The 24,297-nt window shown below is 70.7% G+C and carries 24 protein-coding genes and 1 riboswitch; of the genes, 12 read left to right on the top strand and 12 right to left on the bottom strand.

Going from position 1 to position 24,297, the window contains the following annotated elements; genetic code table 11:
- Positions 1-15: 15 nt before the first annotated feature.
- From YIM_RS35250 to YIM_RS35235, 4 genes are all read right to left on the bottom strand, one after another.
- Positions 16-765 (bottom strand): CbtA family protein, encoded by a 750-nt coding sequence (locus YIM_RS35250; RefSeq protein WP_153034421.1) that lies wholly within the window; start codon positions 763-765, stop codon positions 16-18.
- Positions 766-775: 10 nt separating this feature from the next.
- Complete coding sequence (locus YIM_RS35245) at positions 776-988, bottom strand: CbtB-domain containing protein (protein ID WP_153034420.1); 213 nt, start codon at positions 986-988, stop codon at positions 776-778.
- A gap of 30 nt (positions 989-1,018) precedes the next feature.
- Positions 1,019-1,138: riboswitch (cobalamin riboswitch) on the bottom strand.
- A complete protein-coding gene (locus YIM_RS35240) occupies positions 1,138-2,034 on the bottom strand; it encodes an alpha/beta fold hydrolase (RefSeq protein ID WP_228004222.1) in 897 nt (298 codons plus the stop codon). (Overlaps the previous riboswitch by 1 nt.)
- Entirely contained in the window at positions 2,031-3,503 is a 1,473-nt protein-coding gene (locus YIM_RS35235; RefSeq protein ID WP_153034419.1) for a wax ester/triacylglycerol synthase family O-acyltransferase, read from the bottom strand. The genes YIM_RS35240 and YIM_RS35235 overlap by 4 nt, the downstream gene beginning before the upstream one ends.
- A 131-nt stretch (positions 3,504-3,634) precedes the next feature.
- Between YIM_RS35235 and folP the strand changes: the two genes are divergently transcribed.
- Complete coding sequence (folP, locus tag YIM_RS35230; protein ID WP_153037449.1) at positions 3,635-4,447, top strand: dihydropteroate synthase; 813 nt, start codon at positions 3,635-3,637, stop codon at positions 4,445-4,447.
- A 405-nt stretch (positions 4,448-4,852) separates the two neighbouring features.
- Here folP and YIM_RS35225 read toward each other — a convergent pair whose 3' ends face one another.
- Genes YIM_RS35225 through YIM_RS35210 form a run of 4 tightly spaced genes read right to left on the bottom strand, consistent with a single transcriptional unit; the run spans position 4,853 to position 8,413 of the window.
- A complete protein-coding gene (locus YIM_RS35225) occupies positions 4,853-5,986 on the bottom strand; it encodes a sulfotransferase (RefSeq protein ID WP_153034418.1) in 1,134 nt (377 codons plus the stop codon).
- 10 nt (positions 5,987-5,996) lie between these two features.
- Positions 5,997-6,776 (bottom strand): SDR family oxidoreductase, encoded by a 780-nt coding sequence (locus YIM_RS35220; protein ID WP_153034417.1) that lies wholly within the window; start codon positions 6,774-6,776, stop codon positions 5,997-5,999.
- Positions 6,773-7,936: a hypothetical protein gene (locus tag YIM_RS35215; RefSeq protein WP_153034416.1), complete on the bottom strand. Its 1,164-nt coding sequence runs from the start codon at positions 7,934-7,936 to the stop codon at positions 6,773-6,775. The genes YIM_RS35220 and YIM_RS35215 overlap by 4 nt, the downstream gene beginning before the upstream one ends.
- A gap of 21 nt (positions 7,937-7,957) precedes the next feature.
- Positions 7,958-8,413: an Lrp/AsnC family transcriptional regulator gene (locus YIM_RS35210; RefSeq protein ID WP_113697212.1), complete on the bottom strand. Its 456-nt coding sequence runs from the start codon at positions 8,411-8,413 to the stop codon at positions 7,958-7,960.
- Between the two features lie 92 nt (positions 8,414-8,505).
- Here YIM_RS35210 and pdhA point away from each other — a divergent pair, with 92 nt between their 5' ends.
- Genes pdhA through YIM_RS35195 form a run of 3 tightly spaced genes read left to right on the top strand, consistent with a single transcriptional unit; the run spans position 8,506 to position 11,808 of the window.
- The gene (gene pdhA / locus YIM_RS35205) at positions 8,506-9,591 is read left to right on the top strand and encodes a pyruvate dehydrogenase (acetyl-transferring) E1 component subunit alpha (RefSeq protein ID WP_153034415.1); all 1,086 of its coding nucleotides are present in this window, start codon (positions 8,506-8,508) and stop codon (positions 9,589-9,591) included.
- A complete protein-coding gene (locus YIM_RS35200) occupies positions 9,588-10,586 on the top strand; it encodes an alpha-ketoacid dehydrogenase subunit beta (RefSeq protein WP_153034414.1) in 999 nt (332 codons plus the stop codon). The genes pdhA and YIM_RS35200 overlap by 4 nt, the downstream gene beginning before the upstream one ends.
- Positions 10,579-11,808, top strand: a complete 1,230-nt coding sequence (locus YIM_RS35195) for a dihydrolipoamide acetyltransferase family protein (protein WP_153034413.1) — start codon at positions 10,579-10,581, stop codon at positions 11,806-11,808. The genes YIM_RS35200 and YIM_RS35195 overlap by 8 nt, the downstream gene beginning before the upstream one ends.
- Positions 11,809-11,815: 7 nt before the next feature.
- On the opposite strand, the gene YIM_RS35190 is transcribed toward YIM_RS35195, so the two are convergent.
- Entirely contained in the window at positions 11,816-12,394 is a 579-nt protein-coding gene (locus YIM_RS35190; RefSeq protein WP_194239857.1) for a TetR/AcrR family transcriptional regulator, read from the bottom strand.
- A 58-nt stretch (positions 12,395-12,452) separates the two neighbouring features.
- On the opposite strand from YIM_RS35190, the gene YIM_RS35185 reads away from it, so the two are divergent.
- The 7 genes from YIM_RS35185 (at position 12,453) to YIM_RS35155 (ending at position 19,606) form a co-directional block, all read left to right on the top strand.
- Positions 12,453-13,670: a M14 family zinc carboxypeptidase gene (locus YIM_RS35185; protein ID WP_153034411.1), complete on the top strand. Its 1,218-nt coding sequence runs from the start codon at positions 12,453-12,455 to the stop codon at positions 13,668-13,670.
- A gap of 86 nt (positions 13,671-13,756) precedes the next feature.
- Complete coding sequence (locus YIM_RS35180) at positions 13,757-14,497, top strand: class I SAM-dependent methyltransferase (protein ID WP_153034410.1); 741 nt, start codon at positions 13,757-13,759, stop codon at positions 14,495-14,497.
- Positions 14,487-15,590: an iron ABC transporter permease gene (locus YIM_RS35175; RefSeq protein ID WP_228004221.1), complete on the top strand. Its 1,104-nt coding sequence runs from the start codon at positions 14,487-14,489 to the stop codon at positions 15,588-15,590. Before YIM_RS35180 ends, YIM_RS35175 begins: the two co-directional genes overlap by 11 nt.
- The gene (locus tag YIM_RS35170) at positions 15,590-16,402 is read left to right on the top strand and encodes an ABC transporter ATP-binding protein (RefSeq protein WP_153034409.1); all 813 of its coding nucleotides are present in this window, start codon (positions 15,590-15,592) and stop codon (positions 16,400-16,402) included. The genes YIM_RS35175 and YIM_RS35170 overlap by 1 nt, the downstream gene beginning before the upstream one ends.
- Positions 16,399-17,400 carry an ABC transporter substrate-binding protein gene (locus YIM_RS35165; RefSeq protein ID WP_153034408.1) on the top strand — a complete coding sequence of 334 codons (1,002 nt, stop codon included), beginning with the start codon at positions 16,399-16,401 and terminating at the stop codon, positions 17,398-17,400. The genes YIM_RS35170 and YIM_RS35165 overlap by 4 nt, the downstream gene beginning before the upstream one ends.
- The gene (locus YIM_RS35160; protein WP_153034407.1) at positions 17,397-18,437 is read left to right on the top strand and encodes a pyridoxal-phosphate dependent enzyme; all 1,041 of its coding nucleotides are present in this window, start codon (positions 17,397-17,399) and stop codon (positions 18,435-18,437) included. Before YIM_RS35165 ends, YIM_RS35160 begins: the two co-directional genes overlap by 4 nt.
- On the top strand, positions 18,434-19,606 hold the full coding sequence (locus YIM_RS35155) for an ATP-grasp domain-containing protein (RefSeq protein ID WP_153034406.1): 1,173 nt from the start codon (positions 18,434-18,436) through the stop codon (positions 19,604-19,606). Before YIM_RS35160 ends, YIM_RS35155 begins: the two co-directional genes overlap by 4 nt.
- 6 nt (positions 19,607-19,612) lie before the next feature.
- On the opposite strand, the gene YIM_RS35150 is transcribed toward YIM_RS35155, so the two are convergent.
- The 3 genes from YIM_RS35150 to YIM_RS35140 are packed head-to-tail and all read right to left on the bottom strand — an operon-like array spanning position 19,613 to position 23,582.
- Positions 19,613-21,337 carry an ABC transporter ATP-binding protein gene (locus tag YIM_RS35150; protein WP_153034405.1) on the bottom strand — a complete coding sequence of 575 codons (1,725 nt, stop codon included), beginning with the start codon at positions 21,335-21,337 and terminating at the stop codon, positions 19,613-19,615.
- On the bottom strand, positions 21,334-23,037 hold the full coding sequence (locus YIM_RS35145) for an ABC transporter ATP-binding protein (RefSeq protein WP_153034404.1): 1,704 nt from the start codon (positions 23,035-23,037) through the stop codon (positions 21,334-21,336). The genes YIM_RS35150 and YIM_RS35145 overlap by 4 nt, the downstream gene beginning before the upstream one ends.
- The gene (locus tag YIM_RS35140) at positions 23,025-23,582 is read right to left on the bottom strand and encodes a GNAT family N-acetyltransferase (RefSeq protein ID WP_153034403.1); all 558 of its coding nucleotides are present in this window, start codon (positions 23,580-23,582) and stop codon (positions 23,025-23,027) included. Before YIM_RS35140 ends, YIM_RS35145 begins: the two co-directional genes overlap by 13 nt.
- 112 nt (positions 23,583-23,694) lie before the next feature.
- Between YIM_RS35140 and YIM_RS35135 the strand changes: the two genes are divergently transcribed.
- Positions 23,695-24,291, top strand: a complete 597-nt coding sequence (locus YIM_RS35135) for a hypothetical protein (RefSeq protein ID WP_153034402.1) — start codon at positions 23,695-23,697, stop codon at positions 24,289-24,291.
- Positions 24,292-24,297 lie beyond the last annotated feature (6 nt).

Raw genomic sequence — 24,297 nt, 5'->3', positions numbered from 1 at the left:
CGGGCGTCCTCGATTTCACCGTGCGAGCTGGGCCTCGGCCCGCCGTCCGGTGAGCACCCGTTCGGCCAGTGCGCCGAAGACCAGGCCGAGCGCCACCCACAGCACCAGTTGCGTGCCGAGCGAGGCGATCCGGAAGGTCCACAAGGTGGAACCGGGAAAGCCGTCAGGCACTTCGTCGATCGACGGCAGCAGCGCGGCCGCCACCGAAACCAGCACCACGTAGGCGCCCGCCCCGGCCAGCCCGCCGTTCCAGCCGCCGATCCGGCGCCCGAGCACGGCCGCGCCGATCGCGAAAACCAGTGACAGCGCGACAAAACCGAAGTACAGCCCGGTCCGGTCGCCGATGGTTTCGCTCTGCCCGACCGCGGGCGGGTTCGCCGGGTACTTCAGGAACGGCACGCCGACGACCACCACAAACGTGGCCACCGCGAGCAACGCGGACAACGCCCGCGGCCGCAGCGAACCCAGGCGGCCGTAGGAAAAGGCGAAGGCGAGCGAGAACAGCCCGCCGCCGGCGATCGCGTACGCGCCGACGCCGACGAGCAGCCCGAGCGTGCTCTGCACGTCCCGGCTGACGAGTTCTGCCTCTTCTTCGCCGTGCGAATGCCCACCGGCTTCTTCGTGCGAATGCGCCGATGTGCCCGCCTCTTCGATACCGATGGCGGCGTCGACCGGCGGTTCTCCGACGAAGAACGCGAAAATCGCCGCGAGCACACCGGCGGCCAGGCCCGCGAGCAAGCCGCGGACCAGCAAGGTCCTCACCATGACGCCGCGCTCAGTGGCAGGGGAAGGCGAGCAGGTGGCGGCCGTCGTGCACGAACTCGTGCACGTAACCGTTGGAAAACAGGGCGAGCGCGCCCTGCTCGGTGCTGACGAAGTAGAGCACGACCAGCGCGAGCACGCCGATGAACACGGCCCACGGCAGGATTTCGCGGATCGGGATGCGGAGTTCGGGCGTGCTGGGAAGGGGAACCGCTGCTTGGGTCACGGGGAAACCTCCTTGGGCTTTCGCGGCCCGGTCGGTGTTCGCGACGGCGGCGGGTCTGACTCCCGTTGGCGGTTACAGTGGCGCGACCGTGCGGATTCTCACCGGCTTCCGGCCACCGTCGCATGGCCGACCGAGCGTAAGGAGACCGCTCAGGCGGTGTCAATGTGACGATCGGCTACGGCTTCGGCACGATCGGCCGTGCGCACGATGCCGTTGATGAACCGCGGCCACAGTTCTGGCGGGGTGTCGTGTCCCATTCCTGGCACGATGTCCAGTTCCGCGCCGGGAATGGCGCGCGCGGTGGCCCGGCCGCCCGACGGGTTCACCAGCGGGTCCGCCGCGCCGTGCACCACGAGCGCCGGGATCCGCAGCTTCCGCAGTGCCGAGGTGCGGTCGGGAGCGGCCATGATCGCGCCGAGGTGGCGGATCGTGCCCGCCGGGTTCGCGCCGCGGTCGTAGGTGGTGGCCGCGCGTGCCCGCAGGCGTTCCTCCTGAGCCGGGTAACCGGGCGAACCGATCACGCGGAAGGTCCGGATCATCTGCTCGATGTAGGCCTCGCGGTCCTTCGCGGCCGGTTGCAGCAGCGACTTCAACGCGCGCGGGCTGGGCAGGCCGACCAGCTTGCTGCCGGTGGTGGACATGATCGAGGTCAGCGAGCGCACGTGCGACGGGTGCCGGATGGCCAGCGTCTGCGCGATCATGCCGCCCATCGACACCCCGGCCACGTGCGCGGCCGGGATCTCCAGCGCGTCCAGCAGCGCCGCGGCGTCGTCGGCGAGATCGGTCAGCTGGTACGGCGACCGGCGCAGCAGCAGCGCGGGCAGCAGCCCGGCGCGGCCGTGCATCGCGGTGGAGCGGCCGGTGTCACGGTTGTCGTAGCGGATCACCCGGAAGCCGCGGTCGGCGAGCTGCTCGCAGAACTCCTCGTCCCACCAGGTCATCGGCCCGCCGAGGCCCATGATCAGCAGCAGCGGGCGGCCGTCCGGCTCGCCGAAGACCTCGTAGCAGAGTTCGATCCCGTTCGCCTCGACCGTGCGCTCGTTCACCGTGCCCCTTCCTCGTCGGCCAGCTTGCCCAGTTCGTCCAGTGCGTCGCGAAGGTAGTCGATCAGGCTCCAGACGTCCGGGACCAGCTCCCGGCAGACGACGATGCCGAAGTCCAGCTTGCCGTCGTAGCTCATCGCGGTGATGTTGATCCCGCCACTCGCGTCGGTGATCGCCGAGACCGGGTAGTGCCCGAGCAGTTTCGCGCCCGCGGTGTAGAGCGGCATCTGCACGCCGGGCACGTTCGAGATGACCAGGTTGACCAACGGCGAAGTGGCGCCGGCGAACTTCATCAGCGCGCGGGCCGAGAGCGCGCCGAGCGCGGCGGGCAGCATGGCGCTGAAGTCGACCAGCCAGGACGCGGGCAGCGGCCGGTAGCGCTGCTTGGCCGTGGCCATCGCCGAGACCACCTCGTCCAGCCGTGCCTTCGGATCGGCGATGTGCACCGGCAGCGGCGCCTGGAGCACCGAGATCTGGTTGCCCGCGGAGCCCGCCTGCTGCGGGGTGCGCACCGACAGCGGCACCAGGGTGACCAGCGGGGTCGCCGGGATCGCCTGGTGCTCGGCCAGCCAGCGGTGCAGCGCGCCGGCGCACAACGCCATCACCACGTCGTTGACCGTGTAGCCGAAGGTGTTCTTGATCCGCTTGACCTCGTCCAGCGGCAGCGAGCCGTAGGCGAACCGGCGGTGCTGGGTGATCGGGCCGTTGAACGGGGTGTCCGGCGGGACCAGCACCGGTCGTTCCGCCTCGTGGCGGCCGGGGCCGAGCCTGGCCGCCCTGGCCAGCTTCCCGGTGGCCTTCGCCAGCGCGGCGGCGCCGGGAATCCTGGCCGCGCCGGGGAGTTCGCCCAGGTGCGGCAGCATCTTCGGCACCGACAGCGCGATCTTCACCGGCTGGAGCGCGAGCCTGCGGGCGGCGGTGGCGAGCAGGGAAAGCGTCGGGGGCGGGCCTTCGACCTGGCGGCTGTCCGGTGGGTCGACGTGGCGTGGTTCGGGGGTCAGGTCCATCAGCACGCCGAGCAGTTCCGCGCCGGAGACGCCGTCGATGGCGGCGTGGTGGACCTTGGTGTAGAGCGCGATGCGGCCGTGTTCGAGGCCCTGGATGAGGTAGGCCTCCCACAGCGGGCGGCGCCGGTCCAGCGGGCGGGCGGCGATCCTGGCGACCTGCTCGGCGAGCTGCTGCTCGTTGCCGGGGGCGGGCAGCGCGATCTCGCGGACGTGGAACTCGAGGTCGAAGTCGGTGTCCTCGACCCAGTACGGGTGGTCGAGGTTCAGCGGGACTTCGAGCAGGCGCCAGTGGAGCGGGCCGGCGAGGTGCAGGCGTTTGGCGATCAACGCCCGGATGTCCTCCACGGTGACCAGCCCGCGCGGCGCGGTCGACGGGTCGAGTATCGACAGGCCGCCGACGTGGCCGGTGGTGGTGGCGGATTCGGCGTTCAGGAACTGCACGTCGAGCGCGCTCAACTGACGCATCCCAGGCCTCCTCGGTAGTGGTCCCGGCACTGTCTGGAATCGTATCCCGCGTGACTGCCGACGAGGGAACTCACGCGCCCGCCGAACTGTGCTTCCGCGGCCGCCGGATCGTCACCGACCGCGCGCTGGTGATGGCGATCGTCAATCGCACGCCCGACTCGTTCTACGACCGCGGGGCCACCTTCAGCGACGAGAAGGCGCTGGCCGCGGTCGACCGCGCGGTGGCGGAGGGCGCGGACCTGGTGGACATCGGCGGGGTGAAGGCCGGGCCGGGTGATGAGGTGACCGTGGCCGAGGAGATCCGCCGGGTGGTGCCACTGGTGGCGGAGGTGCGTTCGCGGCACCCCGAGCTGGTGATCAGCGTCGATACGTGGCGGGCGTCGGTCGGCCGGGCGGCTTGCCTGGAGGGCGCGGATCTGCTGAACGACACCTGGGCGGGGGCGGATCCTGGCCTGGTGGAGGTCGCGGCGGAGTTCGGGACTGGGTATGTGTGTTCGCATACCGGGAATGCGGTGCCGCGGACTCGGCCGTTTCGGGTGCGGTATCCGGATGTGGTCGCCGAGGTGATCGAAGAGACTACGTTGCGGGCCGAGGCGGCTGTGGTTTTGGGGGTGCCGCGGGCCGGGATTCTTATTGATCCGACGCATGATTTTGGTAAGAACACTTGGCATAGTTTGGCGTTGTTGAGGTATGCGGATCGGTTGGCGGCGACGGGGTGGCCGGTTTTGATGGCGCTGTCCAACAAGGACTTTGTGGGGGAGACGCTGGGGGTGGAGTTGTCGGAGCGGGTCGACGGGACTTTGGCGGCTACGGCTTTGGCGGCGGCGGATGGGGCGGCGGTTTTTCGGGCGCATGAGGTGAAGAGGACGCGGCAGGTGTTGGAGATGGTGGCTTCGATCAAGGGGAACCGGCCGCCTTCCCGGGCGATTCGGGGGTTGGCGTAGCGGGGAGGGTATGGGCAGGGCTGTGTGGCGGGTGGTTTTTTGTCTCGCGTTTCGAACGTTTGTGTGCAGGTGGTCTCGTTCACCCGTGCGTCTTCGATGAAGCGCGGAGTGGCGGAAGAGGTGAGAGAACTCGGCCGTCGTCGGTATCGGCCCAGGGCTGGGCTGGATGAGTTGGTGCGGGTCAGGGATCGCGAATGTCGTCGTCCGGGGTGTACACGGCCTGTGCAGTTCGGCGACCTTGATCACTGCGACAGCACCGGCGAAGGCTGGAAGAACGGCTGCCCGACCGGGCGTCCACCCTCCTCGGGTTGTGCCGGGCCGACCACAAGCTTCGCGACCTGCCGGATGGCGTCACACCACCGAAACCGACTGCACCCCTCACGCCCGAGCCACTCGGGAGGTGAGTCACGCGGGGAAAGCGGCGTCCACATCCGCCTCGGTGAGGCCGAAGTCCGACAGGGTGTACCGGTGTGCGGGAGCCCGTGCGCCCGAGCGGCTTTCGGCGTGGAGGGTGACCATGCGGGATCGGGCATCCTCGGTGAGGGTCAGGCCGAAGTGCTGGTAGACCGCTTCTACCGTGCCGATGGGGTCGCCGACGAAGTCCTCGTACTGGACGTCGTAGAACTGGCTCGCGTCGTGCTTTGCGCGGGCCTCGCGGAAGTCGGCCAGGCCTCGCGACCATAGGGCCAGCTGGCTCTTGCCGACGACCTCGCCCTTGAACGCGGTCGACCAGTCCGCGGCGGCGTTTTCGTTCAGGCTGCAGACGGAGGCGATCGCGGTGCGTGGGGCGCGGTGGGTCTGGATGACCAGTGCGTCGGGGTACACCGTGAGCAGCTCGTCCAAGGCGAAAAGGTGGCTCGGGTTCTTCAGCACCCACCGTCGATCGGCGTCGTGCAGGCCGATCAGGCGGAGCACATCGCGGTGCCTGCGGTAGGCCGTCGTCCAGTCCTGCTCGCGCAACCAGTCCGAATAGGACGGTACGTGGGCCAGGCATTCGAACGAGATCGACCGCATCGACTGCCGCAGCAGTTGCCAGCATTCCTCGACCTGTTCGGCCGAGCTGTAGTGCAGGCCCATGAATTCCGGGTGCTCCTGGTGGTGCTGCTCGTACCCGGCCTGGATGCGGGCGAAAACCGGGTTCGACTCCCACGTCTCGCGCGGTGGCCGTGGTTGCGGGACCTCGGTGAGCCACAGCTCCGGGCCCTGGTGTGCGGGATCGGCGGTGAGCAGCCGATGCAGCGCCGTGGTGCCGGTGCGTGGCAGGCCGGTGACGAAGATCGGCCGCTCCACCGGGACGTCCGCGTATCCCGGGTGCTGCTTCCAGCCCGCTTCGCTGAGCAGCCGCGCTATCAGGGCACCGCGCAGGAACGCGCGTTTGATCTTCTTTCCGAACGGTGTCAGTTCCGCTTCGCGCGCGTACGCGTCGAGCAGCACTGCCAGGCCTTCGGTGTAGTCGTCCACGCCGAAGTCCTCGAGCCCGGTCACCTTGGTGGCCGACGCGTGCAGGTCCTCGACCGTGCCGACCGAATCCCGTTCCATGCGCGCCCCTTCAGTGGTGGAATTCGCCGCAGTTGACGTCCAGGCACTGCCCGGTGATCCCGGAGGCCATCGACGACGCCAGGAACACCACGGTGTCGGCGATCTCGTCCGGTTCGGGCAGCCGCCGCAGGTCGGTGGTCGCCGCGGTCTCGGCGTAGACCTCTTCGCGCGTGGTCCCGCGTTCCTTCGCCAGGTGGCCGAAGTACCACTTCAGCGCGTCGGCCCAGATGTAGCCCGGTGCCACCGTGTTCACCCGGATGCCGCGCGGGCCGAGTTCGGTGGCCAGCGACTGCGCCAGCGAGAGCAGCGCCGTCTTCGACATCTTGTACGCGCCGAAGGTCCGCCGCGAGTGCCGGATCACCGCCGAGTTGATCATCACCACCGCACCGTCCACATCGGCCAGTGCCGGGGTGAACAGGCGGGTCAGCCGCAGTGCCGCGAGCACCGTGGTGTCCAGCGCGGTGCGGATCGCGGCCGGGTCGGCATCGAGCAGGTCGCCCATCGGCGGGAAGGCGAACGCGTTGTGCACCAAGGCATCCACCCGGCCGAACTCGTCGACGGACCGCGTGGCGAGTCGTTCGGCGGCGGATTCGTCGGCGATGTCCGTCGGTACGCAGAGCGCCCGGCGGCCCAGCGCGGTGACCTCCTTCGCCACCTCTTCCAGCCGTGATTCGGTGCGCGCGGCCAGCACCACGTCGGCGCCCGCCGCCGCGGCGCGAACCGCGATCGACCGGCCGAGTCCCGGGCCGATGCCCGAGACCACCACTACCTTGCCCTCGAGCATCGTCATCCGAGCATCCTGGTGGCGAAGGCGGCCTGCCGGGCCGCGATCCGGCCCGCGTACTCACGCGGGGTGACCCTGGCCTGCTGGTAGTACGGCAACCGGCGGGGGAGTTCGCCGAACGGCACCACCTCCACCTCCGGCCCGTCCTCGGGTTTCAGCTCGCGGGACAGCCGTTGCCAGCGGATCTGCACGAAGCCCTGCGCGTGCCCGGTGCGCTCCAGCCAGTTCGCCAGCCCCGGGTTCCGCTCGCTGACCACGAACCGGATCTTGCCGTCCGGATCGACGCGCGCCTGCGAGGTGTTGAGGCTGGTCTGGTGGTTGGCGTAGTCGAGCGAGACGTACCACCGGCTGCCCAGCTGGATGCCCTGGTACGGCGCGTCGGACGCGGGCACGGTGACCACCAGCACCTCGTCGTCGGTCAGGTCGTAGTGCCCGGCCGAGGAGAACTGCGTGGTCAGCCCGCCAGGGGTGGACCGCGGTTCGGTCATCGTGTTCACCGGCAGCTTGAGGTAGAACCAGTCCGGGAACTTCAGGAACGTGTGCAGCCGGTTCAGCAGCAGTTTCCCGGCCACGCCGTACCGCTTGGTCATCTTGTCCTGCGACGGGCGCGGCGGCACCTCGCCGACGCGGTCCGCGCGGTGGATGCGCAGCGTGCCGCGTTCCTCGGTCCAGTCGCTGTAGACCTCGCGCGCGACCAGCATCGCCGAGCCGGGGGCGAGGGTGAAGTAGTTGGGGTCGCTGGACTTCTCCGGCCCGAACCGGATCTCGAACGTCCCGTCCGGCTCGATCCGGATGGACCGGTCGTCGAAGGCGGTGACGCTGTCCGGCACGTCGACCGGGGTGTAGTCGCCCGCCAGCACCTGGAAGCTCAGGTCCGTGGTGGTGCCCCGGCGGCCGGTGACCACGTACTCGGCGTTGTCGCGCAGGTAGGCGTGGAAGTACAGGGTGTCGGGATTGTCCAGGCCCATCTTCGTGTACGGCCCGGTGGACTGCACGAAGTACGGGAAGTCCCGCTCGTAGGCCCACGCCATCTGCAACGACGCGCGGATGCTGCCGGCGAGGTAGTCGTACCCCTCGGTCAGGTCCTGGTCGGTCCGGATGTGCGGAGCCCCGGTGATGATCTTCTCGGCTTCGGCGATCGCTTCGGCGAACGGCTGGGTGAGCACCCGGTTACGGTAGAACGTGTTCTAATTCACGTCAATGCTCTCCAGGCTGTGCAACTCGTCGAGAATCAGCACGGTATGGCTCGACAGCACGTCAGGCATGGTTTGCAGCCGGTGCAGTACCAGCTGCCGGAGGCTGGAGGCGTCCGGTGCGCGGACCAGTAACACGATGTCGTGTTCACCGGAGACCAGCGCGCCGTGCCAGACCTCCGGGATCTCCAGTACCCGCTTGCGCACCGCCTGCCACGAGTGCTGGCTGATCTTCAGGTACACGTACGCCGAGATGCCCAGCCCCGCGCGTTCCGGGTCGATCACCGCGCTGTAGCCGGTGATCACCCCGTCGCGGTGCAGGCGGTCGACCCGCGAGTAGACCGCCGCCCGCGAGATGTGCAGGCGTTCGGCGAGCGCGCGCATGGACAGCCTGCCGTCCGCGCGCAGCTCCTTGACGATTCGGCGATCGGTCTCATCGAGTGCGGCCATGTGGCCCACCCTAACGGCGTTCAGAAGTCAAACGTCCGGAGAATCGGCCTCGGTCTGGAATATTGGCCGCGCGGCAGCGGAGCATTCGCGCCATGACGACGGTCACCAGTTCCGAGCGCGGCCTGCTGCCATCGGCCGAGCCGCTCGCCCTGCTCACCGCGGCCGGCGAGCCGCTGCCGGAGCCGGTTCTGCCGATGCCCGGGGACGAGGTGCTGCTCGACCTGCATCGGCGGATGGTGCTCGGCCGCCGCTTCGACGCCCAGGCCACCGCGCTGACCAAGCAGGGCAGGCTGGCCGTCTACCCGTCCTCGCGCGGGCAGGAGGCCTGCGAGGTCGGGGCCGTGCTGGCACTCGACGAGCGCGACTGGCTGTTCCCCACTTACCGCGACTCGGTCGCGCTGGTCACGCGCGGCGTCGACCCGATCGAGACGCTCACGCTGCTCCAGGGCGGCTGGCACCTGGGTTACGACCCGTACGAGCACCGCGTCGGCCCGCAGTGCACCCCACTGGCCACGAACACGCTGCACGCCGTCGGCGTCGCGCACGCCGCGCGGTTCAAGGGGGAGGACAGCGTCGCGCTGGTCCTGCTCGGCGACGGCGCGACCAGTGAGGGCGACACGCACGAGGCGCTGAACTTCGCCGGGGTGTGGCAGGCGCCGGTGGTGTTCCTGGTGCAGAACAACGGGTACGCGATCAGCGTGCCGATGAGCAAGCAGAACGCGGCGCCTTCGTTGGCGCACAAGGGAATCGGTTACGGCGTGCCGTCCGTGCTGGTCGACGGCAACGACCCGGCCGCGGTGTACGCGGTGGTGCGCGACGCGGTCCAGGCCGCGCGCGAAGGCGGTGGGCCGACGCTGATCGAGGCCAGGACGTACCGCATCGAAGCGCACACCAACGCCGACGACGCGAACCGCTACCGCGACCCGAGTGAGGTGGCCTACTGGCTCGGCCGCGACCCGCTCGACCGCATCGAGGCCTACCTCCGCTCGTGCGGCCTGCTCGACGACGCCCGTCGCGACGCCGTGCTGGCCGAGGCCGAGGCATTCGCCGCGAAGGTGCGTGACGGGATGAACGCCGACGTGGAGCCGAATCCGGCCGAGTTGTTCGAGCACGTCTACGCCCAGCCGACGCCCGCCCTGCGGGAGCAGGCGGCCCACCTCGCCGAGGAGCTTCGATGACCCTCTCCATGGCGGGCGCGCTGAACCGCGGCCTGGCCGACGCGCTCGACGCCGACGACCGCGTGCTGGTCTTCGGTGAGGACGTCGGCCCGCTCGGCGGCGTGTTCCGGGTGACCGACGGGCTCGCCGCGCGGTTCGGCGAGAAGCGCGTGTTCGACACCCCGCTGGCCGAGTCCGGCATCGTCGGCACCGCGATCGGCATGGCGATGAACGGCCTGCGCCCGGTGGTGGAGATGCAGTTCGACGCCTTCGCCTATCCGGCGTTCGAGCAGATCACCAGCCATCTGGCGAAACTGCGCAACCGCACGCGGGGCCGGGTCGAGGTGCCGGTGGTCATCCGGATCCCCTACGGCGGCGGGATCGGCGGGGTCGAGCACCACTGCGACTCCTCGGAGCTGTACTACACGCACACGCCGGGGCTGCGGGTGGTCACGCCGGGCACCCCGGAGGACGCCTACCACCTGCTGCGCGCGTCGATCGACTCGCCGGACCCGGTGATCTTCCTCGAGCCGAAGCGCCTCTACTGGGGTAAGTCCGAAGTGGACTTCGGCGCCGGGGTGCCGATGGACCGCGCGGTGGTGCGGCGCGCCGGGGCCGACGTCACGCTGATCGCCTACGGCCCGATGGTGCCGGTCGCGCTGGAAACCGCCGAAGCGGCCGGGGAAGAAGGCTGGGACGTGGAGGTCGTCGACCTGCGCACGCTGTCGCCGTTCGACGACGAGACGGTCGCCGCGTCGGTGCGCAAGACCGGCCGCGCGGTGGTGGTGCACGAGGCGTCCGGGTTCTGCGGGTACGGCGCCGAGGTCGCCGCGCGGCTCACCGAGCGCTGCTTCCACCACCTGCACGCGCCCATCCTGCGCGTCACCGGTTACGACATCCCTTATCCGCCACCGAAACTGGAGGAACACCACCTGCCGAACGTGGACCGGGTGCTGGACGCGATCGCGCGCCTGCAGTGGGACGACCGGGTGGACGGAGTGGTCGGCGTTGCCTGAGTTCAAGCTCCCCGACCTCGGTGAAGGGCTGACCGAGGCGGAAATCGTGCGCTGGCTGGTTTCGGTCGGCGAGACGATCACCGTGGACCAGCCGGTGGTCGAGGTGGAGACCGCCAAAGCGGCGGTCGAAGTACCGTCTCCCTTCGCGGGAGAAGTGACCGCGCTGCACGGCGCCGCGGGTGAAACGCTGCCCGTCGGTGCGCCGCTGCTCAGCGTGGGCGGGCCGGCTCCGGGATTCACCGAACCGGGCGTGGTGGTCCCGGAGCCTGCCGGCAGCACTGAACAGAGCGGCACCGAAGAGAGCGGCAACGTGCTGATCGGCTACGGCACGTCGGCGTCCACGCGGCGGCGTCGCCGGTCACCCCGGCGTCCCGCCGCCGCCCCCGTCGCGGTGGCTCCCGCACGCACGACCACGGCGGTCATCTCGCCGATCGTGCGCCTGCTGGCCAAGGAGAACGGGGTCGATCTCACCGCGGTGCCCGGCAGCGGTCCGCACGGGGTGATCCGGCGATGCGATGTGGAACGGGAGATCGCCGGGCGCACTGCTTCTACCGGGGGTCGCCGGATTCCGTTGAAGGGTATGCGGAAGGCGGTCGCCGACAAGCTGTCGACCTCGCGGCGGGAGATTCCCGAGGCGACCGTGTGGGTGGACGTCGACGCCACCGAGTTGCTCGCCGCCCGTGACCAGCTCGACGGTGTGGGCCTGCTCGCGCTGCTCGCCCGGTTCACCGTGGCCGGGCTGAAGAAGTACCCCGAGCTGAACTCGCGCGTCGAGCGGGACGCGATCGTGGTGCTCGACCAGGTGCACCTCGGGTTCGCCGCGCAGACCGATCGCGGGCTCGTCGTGCCGGTGGTCCGCGACGCGCAGGTGCTGAGCACCCGCGAGCTGTCGGCCGCGCTGCGCGAGAAGACCGCGGCGGCGCGGGCGGGGGAGCTGACCCCGGCGGACCTCACCGGCGGCACCTTCACGGTGAACAACTACGGCGTGTTCGGAGTGGACGGTTCGGCGGCGATCATCAACCACCCGGAGGCGGCGATCCTCGGCATGGGCCGGATCATCGACCGGCCGTGGGTGGTCGACGGCACGCTGGTCGCGCGGAAGGTCTGCCAGCTCACGCTCGCCTTCGACCACCGCGTCTGCGACGGCGGCACCGCGGGCGGCTTCCTCCGCTTCGTCGCCGACTGCGTCGAGGCCCCGGTGCGGGCACTCGCGGATCTGTGAAAACCGGCTAGCAGAGCAGGTGTACCAGCGCCGCGGCGGCGTCCTCGGCTTCTGTTGCGGACACCGAAGGCGGGTCCAGCAGTGCGCGCTGCGCCAGTCCGCTGAGCAGGGCGTGCGCGGCCAGGCTCAGCCGCCGCGCCTGTTCACCGGTGGTCCGGCCGCCGCGGAACCGGCGTCCGGTGAGCAGCTCGCGCAGCCGCTGCACCGGGATCGGCTGCCCCGGTGACGGTTCGCGCAGCGCGGCCGCGGTGGCTTCCAGTTCGAACGCGAACCGGTCGCGCGCGCCCTCGCTCGCGGCCATCCGCATCCACACCCTGGCCGCGCCACGCAGCACCTCGCCCACCGGCAGCTCCGGATCGGCGAGCACGTCCAGCTCGGCGGCCAGTTCCCCGGCGAGCTGGTCCATCGAGGCGGCCAGCAGGTTCCGCTTGCTGCCGAAGATCGAGTAGATCGCACCGGTGCTCAGCTCGGCCCGTTCGGCGATGTCCTCCAGGCGGGCGTCGCGGTAGCCGTGCGCGGCGACCTCGGCGAGACAGGCCTCGATCAGTGCTTCCCGATTGCGCGCCTTGAGCACGGTCCGTTTCACCCTGACGATGGTAATCTGATTATTACAGTAATCAAATTATCAATCCGGAGAGTGTGTCGTGGACGAGGTCGCCAGGATCACCGCGTCGATGGAACCGGCCACCGGTTTTCCCACGGTCGACCGGATGCACCGGTTCACCGCCGAGATCGCCGAGAAGCACCCCGGCACGGTCTCGGTGGCCGTGCTCGGCCACTCGAAGCTGGGTGATCCGATCCACCACGTCCGGGTCGGGGACGGGGACCGGCAGGTGGTGGTGATCGGCAGCCCGCACCCCAACGAGCCGATCGGCCTGCTCACCATCAGGCAGCTGATCCGCGTGCTCGCCCAGGACACCGAGCTGCGCGACACCCTCGACGCTACCTGGCATTTTGTGCCGTGCGCCGATCCCGACGGCACGCGGCTGAACGAGGGCTGGTTCGACGGCCCGCTCACCCGCGACCACGTGGCCCGCAACTTCTACCGGCCGCCGAGCGACGAGCAGGTGGAGTGGACCTTCCCGGTCGAATGGCGGGGCCGGACCATCGGCACGCCCATCCCGGAGACCAGGGCGCTGATGAAGCTGATCGACGCCACCCGCCCGCAGCTGATCGCCTCCCTGCACAACGCGGACTTCGGCGGCGGCTTCTTCTACGTCTCCGGTCGCGGCGACGCCACCTACTACGCCGCGCTGACCGCGCTGCTCGACGAAGCCGGGATTCCGCTGGACAGCGGGGAACCGGACGCGCCGGGTGCCCGCGCGCTCGCGCCCGCGGTGTTCGAGATGCCTTCGTTCGGCATGCTCGCCGAGGCGATGGGCGGCCCGCTGCTCATCGGCGGCAGCACGCGTGACTACTCCGCGCGCTACGGCAGTTCGGTGCTGATCAGCGAACTCCCGCTGTGGATCGACCACGGCACGGCCCACCGGGACGGAAGCTACGACCAGGACCTGGAGTTCTTCACCGAGTTGTTGCGGCCGGTCCGGCTGAGCGGGCGCAGCCCGTTCGAACGCGCGATCACCGATTCGCTGCGCTGGTTCCGGTTCTCCGGCGGGCAGGTGTGGCCGAGCGTGATCCGCCTGCGGTGCGCCGGAATGCTGCTGCGGTTGTTCGCCGACGAGCCGGCGTCACCGGAGATCGAGGCCGCGCGGGCGACGCTGACGCCGGTGTTCGAGCGCTGGTGCGCCGAAGTCGCCGAACGCGCGCCGGGCACCCTCGTGCCACCGCACAAGCTGGCCGGGGTGCAGGCGGGCGCGATCGTCACCGCGGTGACCCGGCTGCGCGACGGCCTGCCCGTCTGACTGCTCCATCCGGGTGGCCCGGGAACCGGACGCGCCGCGCCGACGACCTCCACTTCGAACGGCTGACGGAGTGAAGGACGGGGTGCATGGCCTGGTACGACGATGACGACCTGTGGGCCGGTTTCGCCGGGGCGATGTTCTCCCGGCGCAGGGCAGCCGAAGCCGCCGAGCTCGTCGCCAAATCGCCGTTGCTGGCCTTTCCCGCCGGGGCCAGGGTGCTCGACCTGTGCTGCGGGCCGGCGATCCACCTGGTGCCGCTGGCCCAGCGCGGCGACCGGGTCACCGGGGTGGACCTGAGCGAGGTCATGCTGGCGCGGGCTAGCGAAGCCTGCCGTGAGGCCGGGGTCGAGGTCCGCCTGGTCCAGGCCGACATGCTGGAGTTCACCGAAGAACGCGGCTTCGACGTGGTGCTCAACCTCTACACCTCGTTCGGCTACTTCGACGATCCCGCCGACAACCTGCGCGTGCTGCGCAACGCCCACGCCAGCCTCGATCGCGGTGGCTCGCTGCTGGTCGACGTGCTGGGCAAGGAGGTGCTGGCGAGCTGGGTCGGTCGCCCGCAGGCCGTCGACGTGGACGAGGGCACGGTGTTCATGCGCGACACCATTCTCGACGACTGGACCCGTCTCCGTACCGAGTGGACGCTCGTGACCGGGGAAACCGCGCGCCACGCGACCATCACCAGTTTCCTCTACAGCGCCGCCGAACTGCGGGCGTTGTTCGAGGAGGCGGGCTTCACCGGGGTCGAGTGCTTCGGCGGCTTCGACGGCAGTCCGTACGACAACCACGCCCGGCGGCTGATCGTGCGTGGCCGTCGTGCGGACTGAGGTGCGCGGCGAGCCGAGCTGGCGCCTGCTCGCCGAGCCTTCGGAGTCCGGCGCGCCCGCCAGGGGCGGGCTCACCGGCGGCATAGTCGTGCTTTCGTTGGTGCTGCTGGTTTCCGTGCTCGCCGGGATCGCGCTCGGCCCGACCGTGGTGCCGCTCGACGAGGTGCTGCGTTACCTGCGTGCCGCGCTCACCGGCGGCTCGATCAGCCAGGCCGAGCTGACCGGGTACTCGATCGTCTGGGACGTGCGCACGCCACGGGTGCTGCTCGCGGTGGTGGTCGGCGCGGGGCTGGCCGTGGTGGGCGTCGCGCTCCAGGCGCTGGTGCGCAACGCGCTGGCCGAACCGTTCGTGCTCGGCATCTCCTCGGGTGCCTCGGTCGGCGCGACCGCGGTCGTGGTGTTCGGTGTGTTCGCCTCGCTCGGGGTGCTCGCCATGTCGGTGGCGGCCTTTCTCGGCGCGCTGATCGCGACCGTGCTGGTCTACCTGGCCGCACGCAGCGCACTCGGGCTCACGCCGTTGCGGCTGGTGCTGACCGGGGTCGCGCTCGCCTACGCCTTCCAGGCGGTGATGAGCATGATCGTGTTCCTCGCGCCGAACAGCCAGGCCGCGCAGACGGTGTTGTTCTGGCTGCTCGGCAGCCTGGGCGCGGCCAGCTGGCAGTCGCTGCCGATCGCCGCGGCCGCGGTGGTGGTGACCATCGTCGTGCTGCTGCGAAAGAGCAGGCCGCTCGACATCCTCTCGCTCGGTGACGAGACCGCGGCCAGCCTCGGTGTGGACGCGGCGGCGTTGCGGCGCGGGCTGTTCCTGCTCACCGCGGGCGCGACCGGGCTGCTGGTGGCGGTCAGCGGCGCGATCCCGTTCGTCGGGCTGGTGCTGCCGCACGTGGTCCGGATCGTGGTCGGCTCCAGTCATCGCCGGGTGCTCGCGATCGCGCCGCTGGCCGGGGCGATCTTCCTGGTCTGGGTGGACGTGCTGGCCCGGATCGTGGTGGCGCCGGAGGAACTGCCGATCGGCGTGATCACCGCGCTGATCGGGGTGCCGGTGTTCATCGTGCTGATGCGCCGGCGCGGGTACATGTTCGGAGATCGCTGATGGGACAGGCGAAGCTCTCGCTGCGGGAGGTTTCGGTCGAGGTCGCCGGGAAGGCGCTGGTCCGCGAGCTGTGCCTGGACGTGGGGGAGGGCGAGGTGGTCGGCCTGGTCGGGCCGAACGGCAGCGGCAAGTCGACCGCGCTGCGCTGCGTGTACCGCGCGCTGCGCCCGAGCGGCGGCGCGGTCCTGCTCAACGACGAGGACCTGAGCCGGGTGCCGCTGGCCGAAAGCGCGCGCTCGATCGCCGCGCTCACCCAGGACAGCCGCGCCGAGCTGGACTTCACCGTGGAGGAGGTGGTCGCGCTCGGGCGGTCACCGCACCAGCGCGGCAACGCCCGGCTCACCGCCCGCGAACGCCAGCTGTGCCGGGACGCGTTGCGGCGCATGGATATCACGCACCTGGCGTTGCGCAGCGTGCTGTCGCTGTCCGGTGGTGAACGCCAGCGCGTGCTGATGGCCAGGGCGCTGGTGCAGGAGCCGAGCGTGCTGGTGCTCGACGAGCCGACCAACCACCTCGACGTGCGTCACCAGGTGGAGTTGCTGACCTTCCTGGCCGGGTGCGGGCTGACCGTTCTGGTCGCGCTGCACGACCTGAACCTCGCCGCCGCGGTGTGCCAGCGCATCGCCGTGCTGCGTGAAGGTGAGCTGGTCGCCTGCGGTTCCCCGGCCGAGACGCTCACCCCGGCGCTGGTGCACGAAGTGTTCGGCGTCTGGGCCAGCGTGGTCGACCACCCGCGAACGGGAATCCCGCAACTGCTCTACGACCTCGATCCCGAACGTCCTGAAAGTCCCGAAAGGACAGACACCGCATGAAGACCCGTTCTCGCCTGGTTCCGCTGCTCCCGGTGTTGGCGCTGCTGGCGGCCTGCGGCGCCACCGTCGAGCCCGCACCGGCCCCGGCGGGTGGCGAGGCCGCCACCGCGACCGTGACCAACTGCGGTGAGCAGGTCACCTACCCGATTCCGCAGCGCGCGGTGTCCTACGACATCAGCGGCACGGAGAAGATGTTCGCGCTCGGGCTGGCCGGGAAGATGCGCGGGTACGTGCTGAACAAGGTGGCGGACCCGTCCATCGACGGCTCGGCGTACAAGGCGGACTACGCCAAGGTGCCCCGGCTCGGCACCGCGCGGATCACCAGGGAGATCGTCGTCGACGCGCAGGCCGACTGGGTCTTCGCCGGCTGGAACTCCGGGTTCAGCGAGGAGCGCGGCATCACCCCGAAACTGCTGGAGCAACTGGGCATCCGGAGCTACCTGCACACCGAGACCTGCTGGGACTACGGCACCGCGAAGGCCGACGTGTCCCCGCTTGACGCCCTGTTCGCCGACCTGGAGAACCTGGGCAAGATCTTCCACGTCGAGGCGCGGGCGACCGAGCTGGTCGGGCAGCTGCGCGGACGGCTGGACGCGGTGCGCAAGGGCGTGCCCGCCGGGGCGGAACCGGCCAGGGTCTTTGTCTACGACTCGGGCACCGACCAGCCGTACACCGCGGGAAAGCACGCCGCGCCCACCGACCTCATCGCCGCGGCCGGCGGGCGCAACGTCTTCGGCGAGCTGGCCGACGGCTGGGGCTCGGTCGGCTGGGAGCCGGTGGTGCGGGCCCAGCCGGAGGTGATCGTGGTGGTCGACTACGGCGACCAGCCGGCCCAGGCGAAGATCGACTTCGTGAAGTCCTTCGAGGGCTTGAAGAACTCGCCCGCGGTCCGGGAGAACCGGTTCCACGTGATGTCGATCGGCGAACTGGTCAGCGGCCCGCGCAACATCGACGGGGCCGAGAACCTGGCCCGCTACCTGCGGTCCATCGGCCGATGACGCACACACCGGAGACCGCGGTGCTGGCCGGGGTGCACGAGCACATCACCGACGCGATCAAGGACCCGAGCCTGATCCGGCTCGCGCCGAACGTGGTGCTCGCCAGGTTCGAGACGATGAAGGTCTACGCCGCGCTCGGCGCGGTCCGGTCGCTTTTGGACAGTGGCATGGTGCGGCCGGGGCAGACGCTGATCGACTCCTCCAGCGGCATCTACGCGCTCGCGCTGGCGATGGCCTGCCACCGCTACGGCCTGCACTGCCACATCGTCGCGTCGACCACCGTGGACGCGACGATCCGCGCGCAGCTGGAGGTGCTCGGTGCGACGGTGGACCAGATGCCGCCGTCGCCGAGCCTGCAACTGGACCAGGAACGGCGGGTGCGCCGGGTGCGCGCGCTGCTGGCCGAGCACCCGGAAATGCACTGGATGCGGCAGTACCACGACGAGGTGCACTACGCGGGGTACGCCGAACTCGCCGAGATCGCCGTGCGGGCGCTGCCAGCCGGGCCGCTCACCGTCGTCGGCGCGGTCGGCACCGGGGCGTCCACCGGCGGGCTGGTGGAGTCGCTGCGGCAGCGCGATCCGGACGTGCGGCTCACCGGGATCGAGCCGTTCGGCAGCGTGAGCTTCGGCAGTGAGCGGCTGTCCGATCCGGAGGCGATCATCGCCGGGATCGGCAGCTCGATCCCGTTCGGCAACGTGCGGCACACGCTGTACGACCGGCTGCACTGGGTGGACTTCCGGTACGCCATGGCCGGGGCGGTCGGCCTGCTGCGGGAGCACGCGGTGTTCGCCGGGCTGTCCACCGGGGCGGCCTATCTGGCCGCGCGTTGGGAGGCGCGCGCCGAGCCGGAGCGCATGTTCCTGGTGATCGGCGCGGACACCGGTCATCGCTATGTCGACAAGGTGTTCTCGCGGCACCAGGACGCGCTCGATCCGGAGCTGCTCTTCCCGGTGGAGGTGGCTTCGCTGGCCGAGCTGACCCTGCCCTGGTCCACAATGGACTGGGCGCGGCGGGCGCACCGGGTGGGCCGATGACCGTCGTGCTGCTGGAGGCGCTGTCGTTCGGACTGGGCCGCCTCGCCGACGCGGCGAGCGCGCTGGGCCACCGCCTGGTGCTGTTCACCGGCGACCGGTCGATCTACCGGCACGAGCTGAGCGGCGTCGGCGTGGTCGAGGTGGTGGACGTGGACACCTTCGACGCAAACGCTTGCGCCACAGCGCTTTCCGCGGTGCCCGACCTGGCGGGCCTGATCAGCTCGACCGACACCTGGGCAATCCCCGGCGCCCGGCTGGCCGCGGATTTCGGCCTGCCGGGACCGCCGGTCGACGCCGTGCGAACGCTGCGGGACAAGGCCAGGGTGCGGCAACTGCTGCACGAGCGAGGGCTGAGCCGGGGAACCGCCGTCGACGCCGAGCCCGGGCTCTCGGGTTTCCCGCTGGTGGTCAAGGATTCGGCGGGTACTTCGTCGCGGGATGTCTCGCTGGTGCACTCGGCCGAGGAGGTGCGGGCGGTGCTGGCTTCGGCGGGTCCGTTGAAGGGGCGGCTGATCGCGGAGCCGTTCTTCGCCGGACCGGTGTACAGCGCGGAAACGCTGACCTGGCAGGGCCGGACGCGGCTGCTCGGGGTGTCGAGCCGTCAGCTGTCGCGGGAGTTCCGGTTCCGGGAGGAGTCGGCGGCCTTCCCGGTCGCTTTCGGTGACAAGGACACGGAGGTGCTGCGGGCCTGGGTTTCGGAGGTGCTGGCGGTGGCCGGGCACGAGCGGGGCTTCGCGCACGTGGAGTTCGTGCTGACCGGTGCGGGGCCGGAGCTGGTCGAGATCAACGCGCGCATCGGTGGCGCACTCGTCGGTGAGGCGCTCTGCCGGTCGCTGGGCACCAATGTCTACGAAGCCATGGTGCAGCTGGCGCTGGGAGTACGCCCCGCACTGCTGGACGGCTCCTCCCCCGGCGGCCCGGCGGTCGCCTTCAACCTCATCTACCCCGAGCGGCCGGGACGCCTGGCCGGTTGGTCCGGCCTGGACGCCCTGCCCGCGTACCCCGGCGACCCGGAGTGGTACCCGACCGCCGCTCCGGGCGACACCATCACCTCGCTGCGGGACCAGCGCGCCTGCACCGGCCTCGTCCTGGTCCACGGCGACACCGCCGAACTGGCGGCCCACCGGGCCCACGCGGTCGCCTCGGCCATCCACCCGCTCATGGAGTGACTGTCCTCAGCGGTCTCCGTGCCAGGAGTGCCACAGTGCCGAGTAGGTGCCTCCGGCGTCGACCAGGGCGGCGTGCGTGCCGAGTTCGGTGATCCGCCCGCCGTCCACCACGGCGATCCGGTCCGCGTCGTGCGCGGTGTGCAGGCGGTGCGCGATGGCGACGACCGTGCGTCCTTCGAGCACCGCGGCGACCGAGTGTTCCACGTGCCGGGCGGTCCGCGGGTCCAGCAGGGAAGTCGCCTCGTCCAGCACCACGGTGTGCGGATCGGCCAGCACCACCCTGGCCAGCGCCAGCTGCTGCGCCTGCGGCGCGTCCAGTCGCAAGTCCTTGCTGTCCAAACCGGACTCCAGCGCGAGCACCCAGTCGGCGTCGACCACGTCGAGCGCGGCCAGCAGCTCCGCGTCGGAGGCACCGGGCGCGGCGATGGTCAGGTTGTCCCGGATGGTGCCGAGGAAAACGTGGTGCTCCTGGGTCACCAGCACCACCCGCTCCCGCAGCACCTCCGGCGCCAGTTCCGCGACCGGCACCCCGCCAACGGTCACCGAACCCGAACGCGGCGCGGCCAGCCCGGCCAGCAGTCTGCCCAAAGTGGACTTCCCGGCCCCGGACGGGCCGACCAGCGCCAGCCGCTCACCGGGGCGCACGGTCAGGTCGACCCCGTGCAGCACGTCACCGGAGGAGCCGTAGGCGTACCGCACGTCGCGAACGACCAGCCGGTCGTCCACCGGCACCTCGGTGGTCGGCTTCCGGTCCGGCACCGCCTCGGCCACGCCCTTCAACCGCGCGAACGACGCCCCGCTCCGCTGCAGCTGGTCCAGCCAGTCCAGCAGGAAGTCCATCGGCTCGGTCAGCTGCCAGGCGTACAGCACCGCCGAGATCGCCACGCCCAGGGTGACCAGGTCGTTCGCCACGAAGAGGCCACCGGCCAGCAGCATGACCGCGGCGGGCAGCGCGTAGGCGAAGTCCACCACCGGGTACAGCACCGAGCGCAGGAACAACGTCCGCCGCCGGGCCGCGTACGCGCGCCGCACCCTGGCGTCCGTGGCCGCGACCTGCCGCGACGCCAGGCCGAAAGCCTCGACCGTGCGCGCGCCCTCGGCGGTTTCGACCAGGCTGTCGGACATCTCCGAGAGCGTCTGTCCTTCGTGGAGGTACGCGTCCCTGGCGCGGCGCAGGTACCACCGGCTGATCCCCATGATCAGCGGCAGCCCGACCATCGAGCACACGCCGAACAACGGGTCGAGCACAAAGAGCGCGGCGAAGACGAAGGTCAGCTGGATCGAGGAGATGAACAGCGTCGGCGCGGCGTCGCGCAGGGTGACACCCACTGTGGACACGTCCGCCGCGCCCCTGGCCATCAGATCGCCGGTCCCGGTCCGCTCGATCACCGAAGCGGGCAGCGACAGCGCGTCGTCGACGAAACCCTCCCGCAGCCGGGCCAGCGTCCGCTCGCCGAGCCGGTGCCCGGCGTTGCGGGCGAACCGGGTCAGCAGCACCTGCGCCAGTGCGCAGGCCACGATCGCCAGCGCCAGAGAGTCCACAGTGGACACCGTGGCGGTGCCGGCGCCGACCTGGTCGACGATCCGCCCGACCAGCCACGGCGCGGCCAGCCCGGCCAGCGCCGCGAGCGCGTTCAACGCCAGCACCAGCACCAGCGCCCGGCGATCGGCCTTGATCAGCTGCCAGGTCGCCCGCCGGACCTCGGGCGCACCGGCCACCGGCAGGCTCATCGCGCCACCTCCTCTTCGGCGCCCCGGTAGACCAGCGCGCGGTACCGCGGTTCGGTCTCCAGCAGGCTCGTGTGCGTCCCGGTCGCGACCACCCGGCCCTCGGCCAGGAACGCGACCAGGTCCGCCCGCCCGGCCTGCAGCGGTGACGTGGTGGCCACCACCGTGGTCCGCCCGGCGCGGAACTCGCGCAGCCGCGCGGCGATCAGCGCTTCGGTCGGCGCGTCCACCGCGGACGCCGGTTCGACCAGCAGCAGGACCTCCGGATCCGCCAGCAGCGCCCTGGCCAGCCGCAACCGCTGCCGCTGCCCGCCGGAAAGATTGGCGCCGCGGGCTTCCAGCGGCGAATCGAGCCCGTCCGGCAATCCGCCGATCACGTCCTCGGCGGCGGCCGCGCGCACCGCGGCGGTGATCGCCGCGTCGTCGTGCTCGGCCCGCTTGGCGATCGCGTCGCGCACCGGACCGGCGAACAGGTGCTCCTCGTTGCGCGCGAGCAGGATGCGCGCGCGGACCTCGTCGAGCCGGACCTCGCTCAGCGGCACGTCGTTCCAGGTGGCCGCCGAATCGGTGTACCGCCCGAGCCGGTCGAGCACCGCGGCCGCCTCGGCGGGCGCGCCCGAGACCACGGCCAGCAGCACACCCGGCGGGACCACCAGGCCGGAGTCCGGATCAGCCAGGTTCGCCGGGCCCTCCGGGCCGGGCCGGTCGCCGCCTGCCTGCTCCGGCTCGATCCGCAGCAGCGCGGTGACCCGCCGGGCCGCGACCAGGCCCCTCGCCAGCTGGTCACTGCCCTCGATCAGGAAGAACATCGGGATCACCAGCGTCGCCACGTACCCGTAGACGGCCACCAGCTCGCCGATGGTGATCTCCCCGGCGGCGCACATCCGCGCGGCCAGCCAGGTGATCACCGCGAGGAACATCACCGGCATGCCGGTGGTCAGCGCCTTGACCCAGCTGGTCACCCCGCCGACGCGGTACCCGTCGTCGCGCAGCAGCCGCGACGAACCGCGGAACCGCCGCGAGAACTGCTCACTGCCGCCGATTCCGCGCAGCACCCGCAGGCCACCGACGATGTCCCCGACCTGCGAGGTCAGCTCACCCTGCCGCTCGCGGTACTCGGATTCGTGGCGCTGCAAGCGTTTCAGCAACGGCACGATGGTGAGCGCGAGCACCGGCACGCCGGTCACGACCACCAGCGAGAGCAGGGGGGACACCCCCAGCAGGAGCAGGGAGACGGCGAGAAAGGCGAACACCGCGCCCACACCGGGCCCGACCAGTGTCAGGCACTCGGAGATGGTGCTGATGTCGGCCGCGCCGATGTGCGCCACCTCGCCGGCGGACACCCGGCGCGGCAGCGTCGCGCCGAGCCGGCCCACGTGCCGCACCACCACCCGCACCGTGCGCAGCGCGGCGTCGACCCGCACGAAGGTCATCGTGCGGTGGCGCATCATCCCGAGCAGCGCGTTGAACAGCGCCGAGACCAGCACCGCCCCGGTCCACGCGGCCAGCTCGGCGAAGTCACCGGTGCGCAGGCCGTTGTCGATCGCGCGCGAGCTGAGGTACGGCGGCAGCATCGTGCTGACCATCCACACGCTGCCGTAGAGCGAGCCGCGTGCCGCCCGCCACGGCTGACTGCGCACCAGCCACCAGAGGTACCGCGCGGCGCCGCGGTCGTCCGGGGTGCCGGGGCCTACTTCCGCCATTCGGACCGGTCCAGCGAGTATTCGACGTCGCCGTGCTCGGAACCTTCGATCGACTCCGGCCAGTCCTCGAAGTAGGTGCGGACCTGCCGCAGCCCGGCCTTCTCCATCACCCGCCGGGAACCGGTGTTCACCACCATCGTGCTCGCGTAAACGCGCTTCGCGCCCAGTTCGGTGAACGCCTTCTCGACGAGCGCGCGGGAACCTTCGGTGGCGTATCCCTTGCCCCAGGCGGACTGGCGCAGGCGGTAACCCAGCTCCGGCTCGTCGTCCGGGCCGTCGGGATCCGGGCGCAGGTGGAACCAGCCGAGGAACTCACCGCTCGTCTTTTCGTGCGCGATGAAGAAGCCGTAGCCCGGAAAGCGCTGCCCGTGCGACAGCATCCGCGGCAGGAAGTCGGTGGCCAGGCGTTCTCGTGAGTTCGGCGCCCCACCGGTGAGGTAGCGCATCACCGCCGGATCGGCGTCCAGCTCGACCAGCAGGTCGAGGTCGGAATCGGTGAGCCGGCGAAGGGTCAGCCGCTCGGTCTCCAGAAAAGTCCCCGCCATGGTTGCCGAACCTAGCGATCACGGGCCGGTGACGCTCCCGAATTATTCGGCTACGCTGATCCAGCCGCCAGACATCCACCAGACCGCCGCCCCGTCTGATTGGAAGTCGTTCATGAGAAAACGCGCCCTGGCGGGCATTACCGCGCTGCTGGCGTTGACCTCCACCGCGCTCGTGCCGGTGGCCGCCGCCCAGGTCGACGGTGGTGGCTGGACCTCCTACTCGCCTTCGTTCAACGAGCAGGAACGCGGCTGCGGCCAGATCAACAACCTGACGTTCACGCTGAGCTGTTCCACCGGCAGCGGGGACCAGCGGGCCGAGCGCCGCTACGTCACCTACACCGGCGGCACCCGCCAGTTCGAGGGCAGCTTCCGGATCAGCAGCCTCGGCGGCACCCGGATCAGCCTGAAGCAGACCTTCCAGGACCCGAGCGGGCCGTTCTTCATGCTCGCGGTGGAACGCGGTGGCCGGCTGTACGCGGTGCACGGCGGGGACACCGTGGCCACCGGCGCGACCGTGGGCACCACCGTCCGGGTCAACACCGTCCACCAGCCGGGGAACAACCACAAGACCTACATCAACGGCTCGCTGAAGCACACCGTGTCCAGTCCGGGCGGCAGCTTCTACGACAAGTTCGGCGCCTACCGCACGAACAGCGGCGCGGGCCCGGCGACCGTGGTGTGGAGCGGGATCAAGTTCTGGCGCAAGTAGTCCCTG

The organism is Amycolatopsis sp. YIM 10, from assembly GCF_009429145.1.
Taxonomy (GTDB): domain Bacteria; phylum Actinomycetota; class Actinomycetes; order Mycobacteriales; family Pseudonocardiaceae; genus Amycolatopsis.
This window is presented reverse-complemented; position numbering and strand designations above follow the sequence as displayed.

What these genes read in the sequence shown, in the direction of transcription:
- YIM_RS35250 (WP_153034421.1), bottom strand. Translation starts at nt 765, where the DNA reads ATGGTGAGGACCTTGCTGGTCCGCGGCTTGCTCGCGGGCCTGGCCGCC.
- YIM_RS35235 (WP_153034419.1), bottom strand. Translation starts at nt 3,503, where the DNA reads ATGCGTCAGTTGAGCGCGCTCGACGTGCAGTTCCTGAACGCCGAATCC.
- folP (WP_153037449.1), top strand. Translation starts at nt 3,635, where the DNA reads ATGGCGATCGTCAATCGCACGCCCGACTCGTTCTACGACCGCGGGGCC.
- YIM_RS35225 (WP_153034418.1), bottom strand. Translation starts at nt 5,986, where the DNA reads ATGGAACGGGATTCGGTCGGCACGGTCGAGGACCTGCACGCGTCGGCC.
- YIM_RS35220 (WP_153034417.1), bottom strand. Translation starts at nt 6,776, where the DNA reads ATGACGATGCTCGAGGGCAAGGTAGTGGTGGTCTCGGGCATCGGCCCG.
- YIM_RS35210 (WP_113697212.1), bottom strand. Translation starts at nt 8,413, where the DNA reads ATGGCCGCACTCGATGAGACCGATCGCCGAATCGTCAAGGAGCTGCGC.
- pdhA (WP_153034415.1), top strand. Translation starts at nt 8,506, where the DNA reads ATGACGACGGTCACCAGTTCCGAGCGCGGCCTGCTGCCATCGGCCGAG.
- YIM_RS35200 (WP_153034414.1), top strand. Translation starts at nt 9,588, where the DNA reads ATGACCCTCTCCATGGCGGGCGCGCTGAACCGCGGCCTGGCCGACGCG.
- YIM_RS35180 (WP_153034410.1), top strand. Translation starts at nt 13,757, where the DNA reads ATGGCCTGGTACGACGATGACGACCTGTGGGCCGGTTTCGCCGGGGCG.
- YIM_RS35170 (WP_153034409.1), top strand. Translation starts at nt 15,590, where the DNA reads ATGGGACAGGCGAAGCTCTCGCTGCGGGAGGTTTCGGTCGAGGTCGCC.
- YIM_RS35165 (WP_153034408.1), top strand. Translation starts at nt 16,399, where the DNA reads ATGAAGACCCGTTCTCGCCTGGTTCCGCTGCTCCCGGTGTTGGCGCTG.
- YIM_RS35160 (WP_153034407.1), top strand. Translation starts at nt 17,397, where the DNA reads ATGACGCACACACCGGAGACCGCGGTGCTGGCCGGGGTGCACGAGCAC.
- YIM_RS35155 (WP_153034406.1), top strand. Translation starts at nt 18,434, where the DNA reads ATGACCGTCGTGCTGCTGGAGGCGCTGTCGTTCGGACTGGGCCGCCTC.
- YIM_RS35150 (WP_153034405.1), bottom strand. Translation starts at nt 21,337, where the DNA reads ATGAGCCTGCCGGTGGCCGGTGCGCCCGAGGTCCGGCGGGCGACCTGG.
- YIM_RS35145 (WP_153034404.1), bottom strand. Translation starts at nt 23,037, where the DNA reads ATGGCGGAAGTAGGCCCCGGCACCCCGGACGACCGCGGCGCCGCGCGG.
- YIM_RS35140 (WP_153034403.1), bottom strand. Translation starts at nt 23,582, where the DNA reads ATGGCGGGGACTTTTCTGGAGACCGAGCGGCTGACCCTTCGCCGGCTC.
- YIM_RS35135 (WP_153034402.1), top strand. Translation starts at nt 23,695, where the DNA reads ATGAGAAAACGCGCCCTGGCGGGCATTACCGCGCTGCTGGCGTTGACC.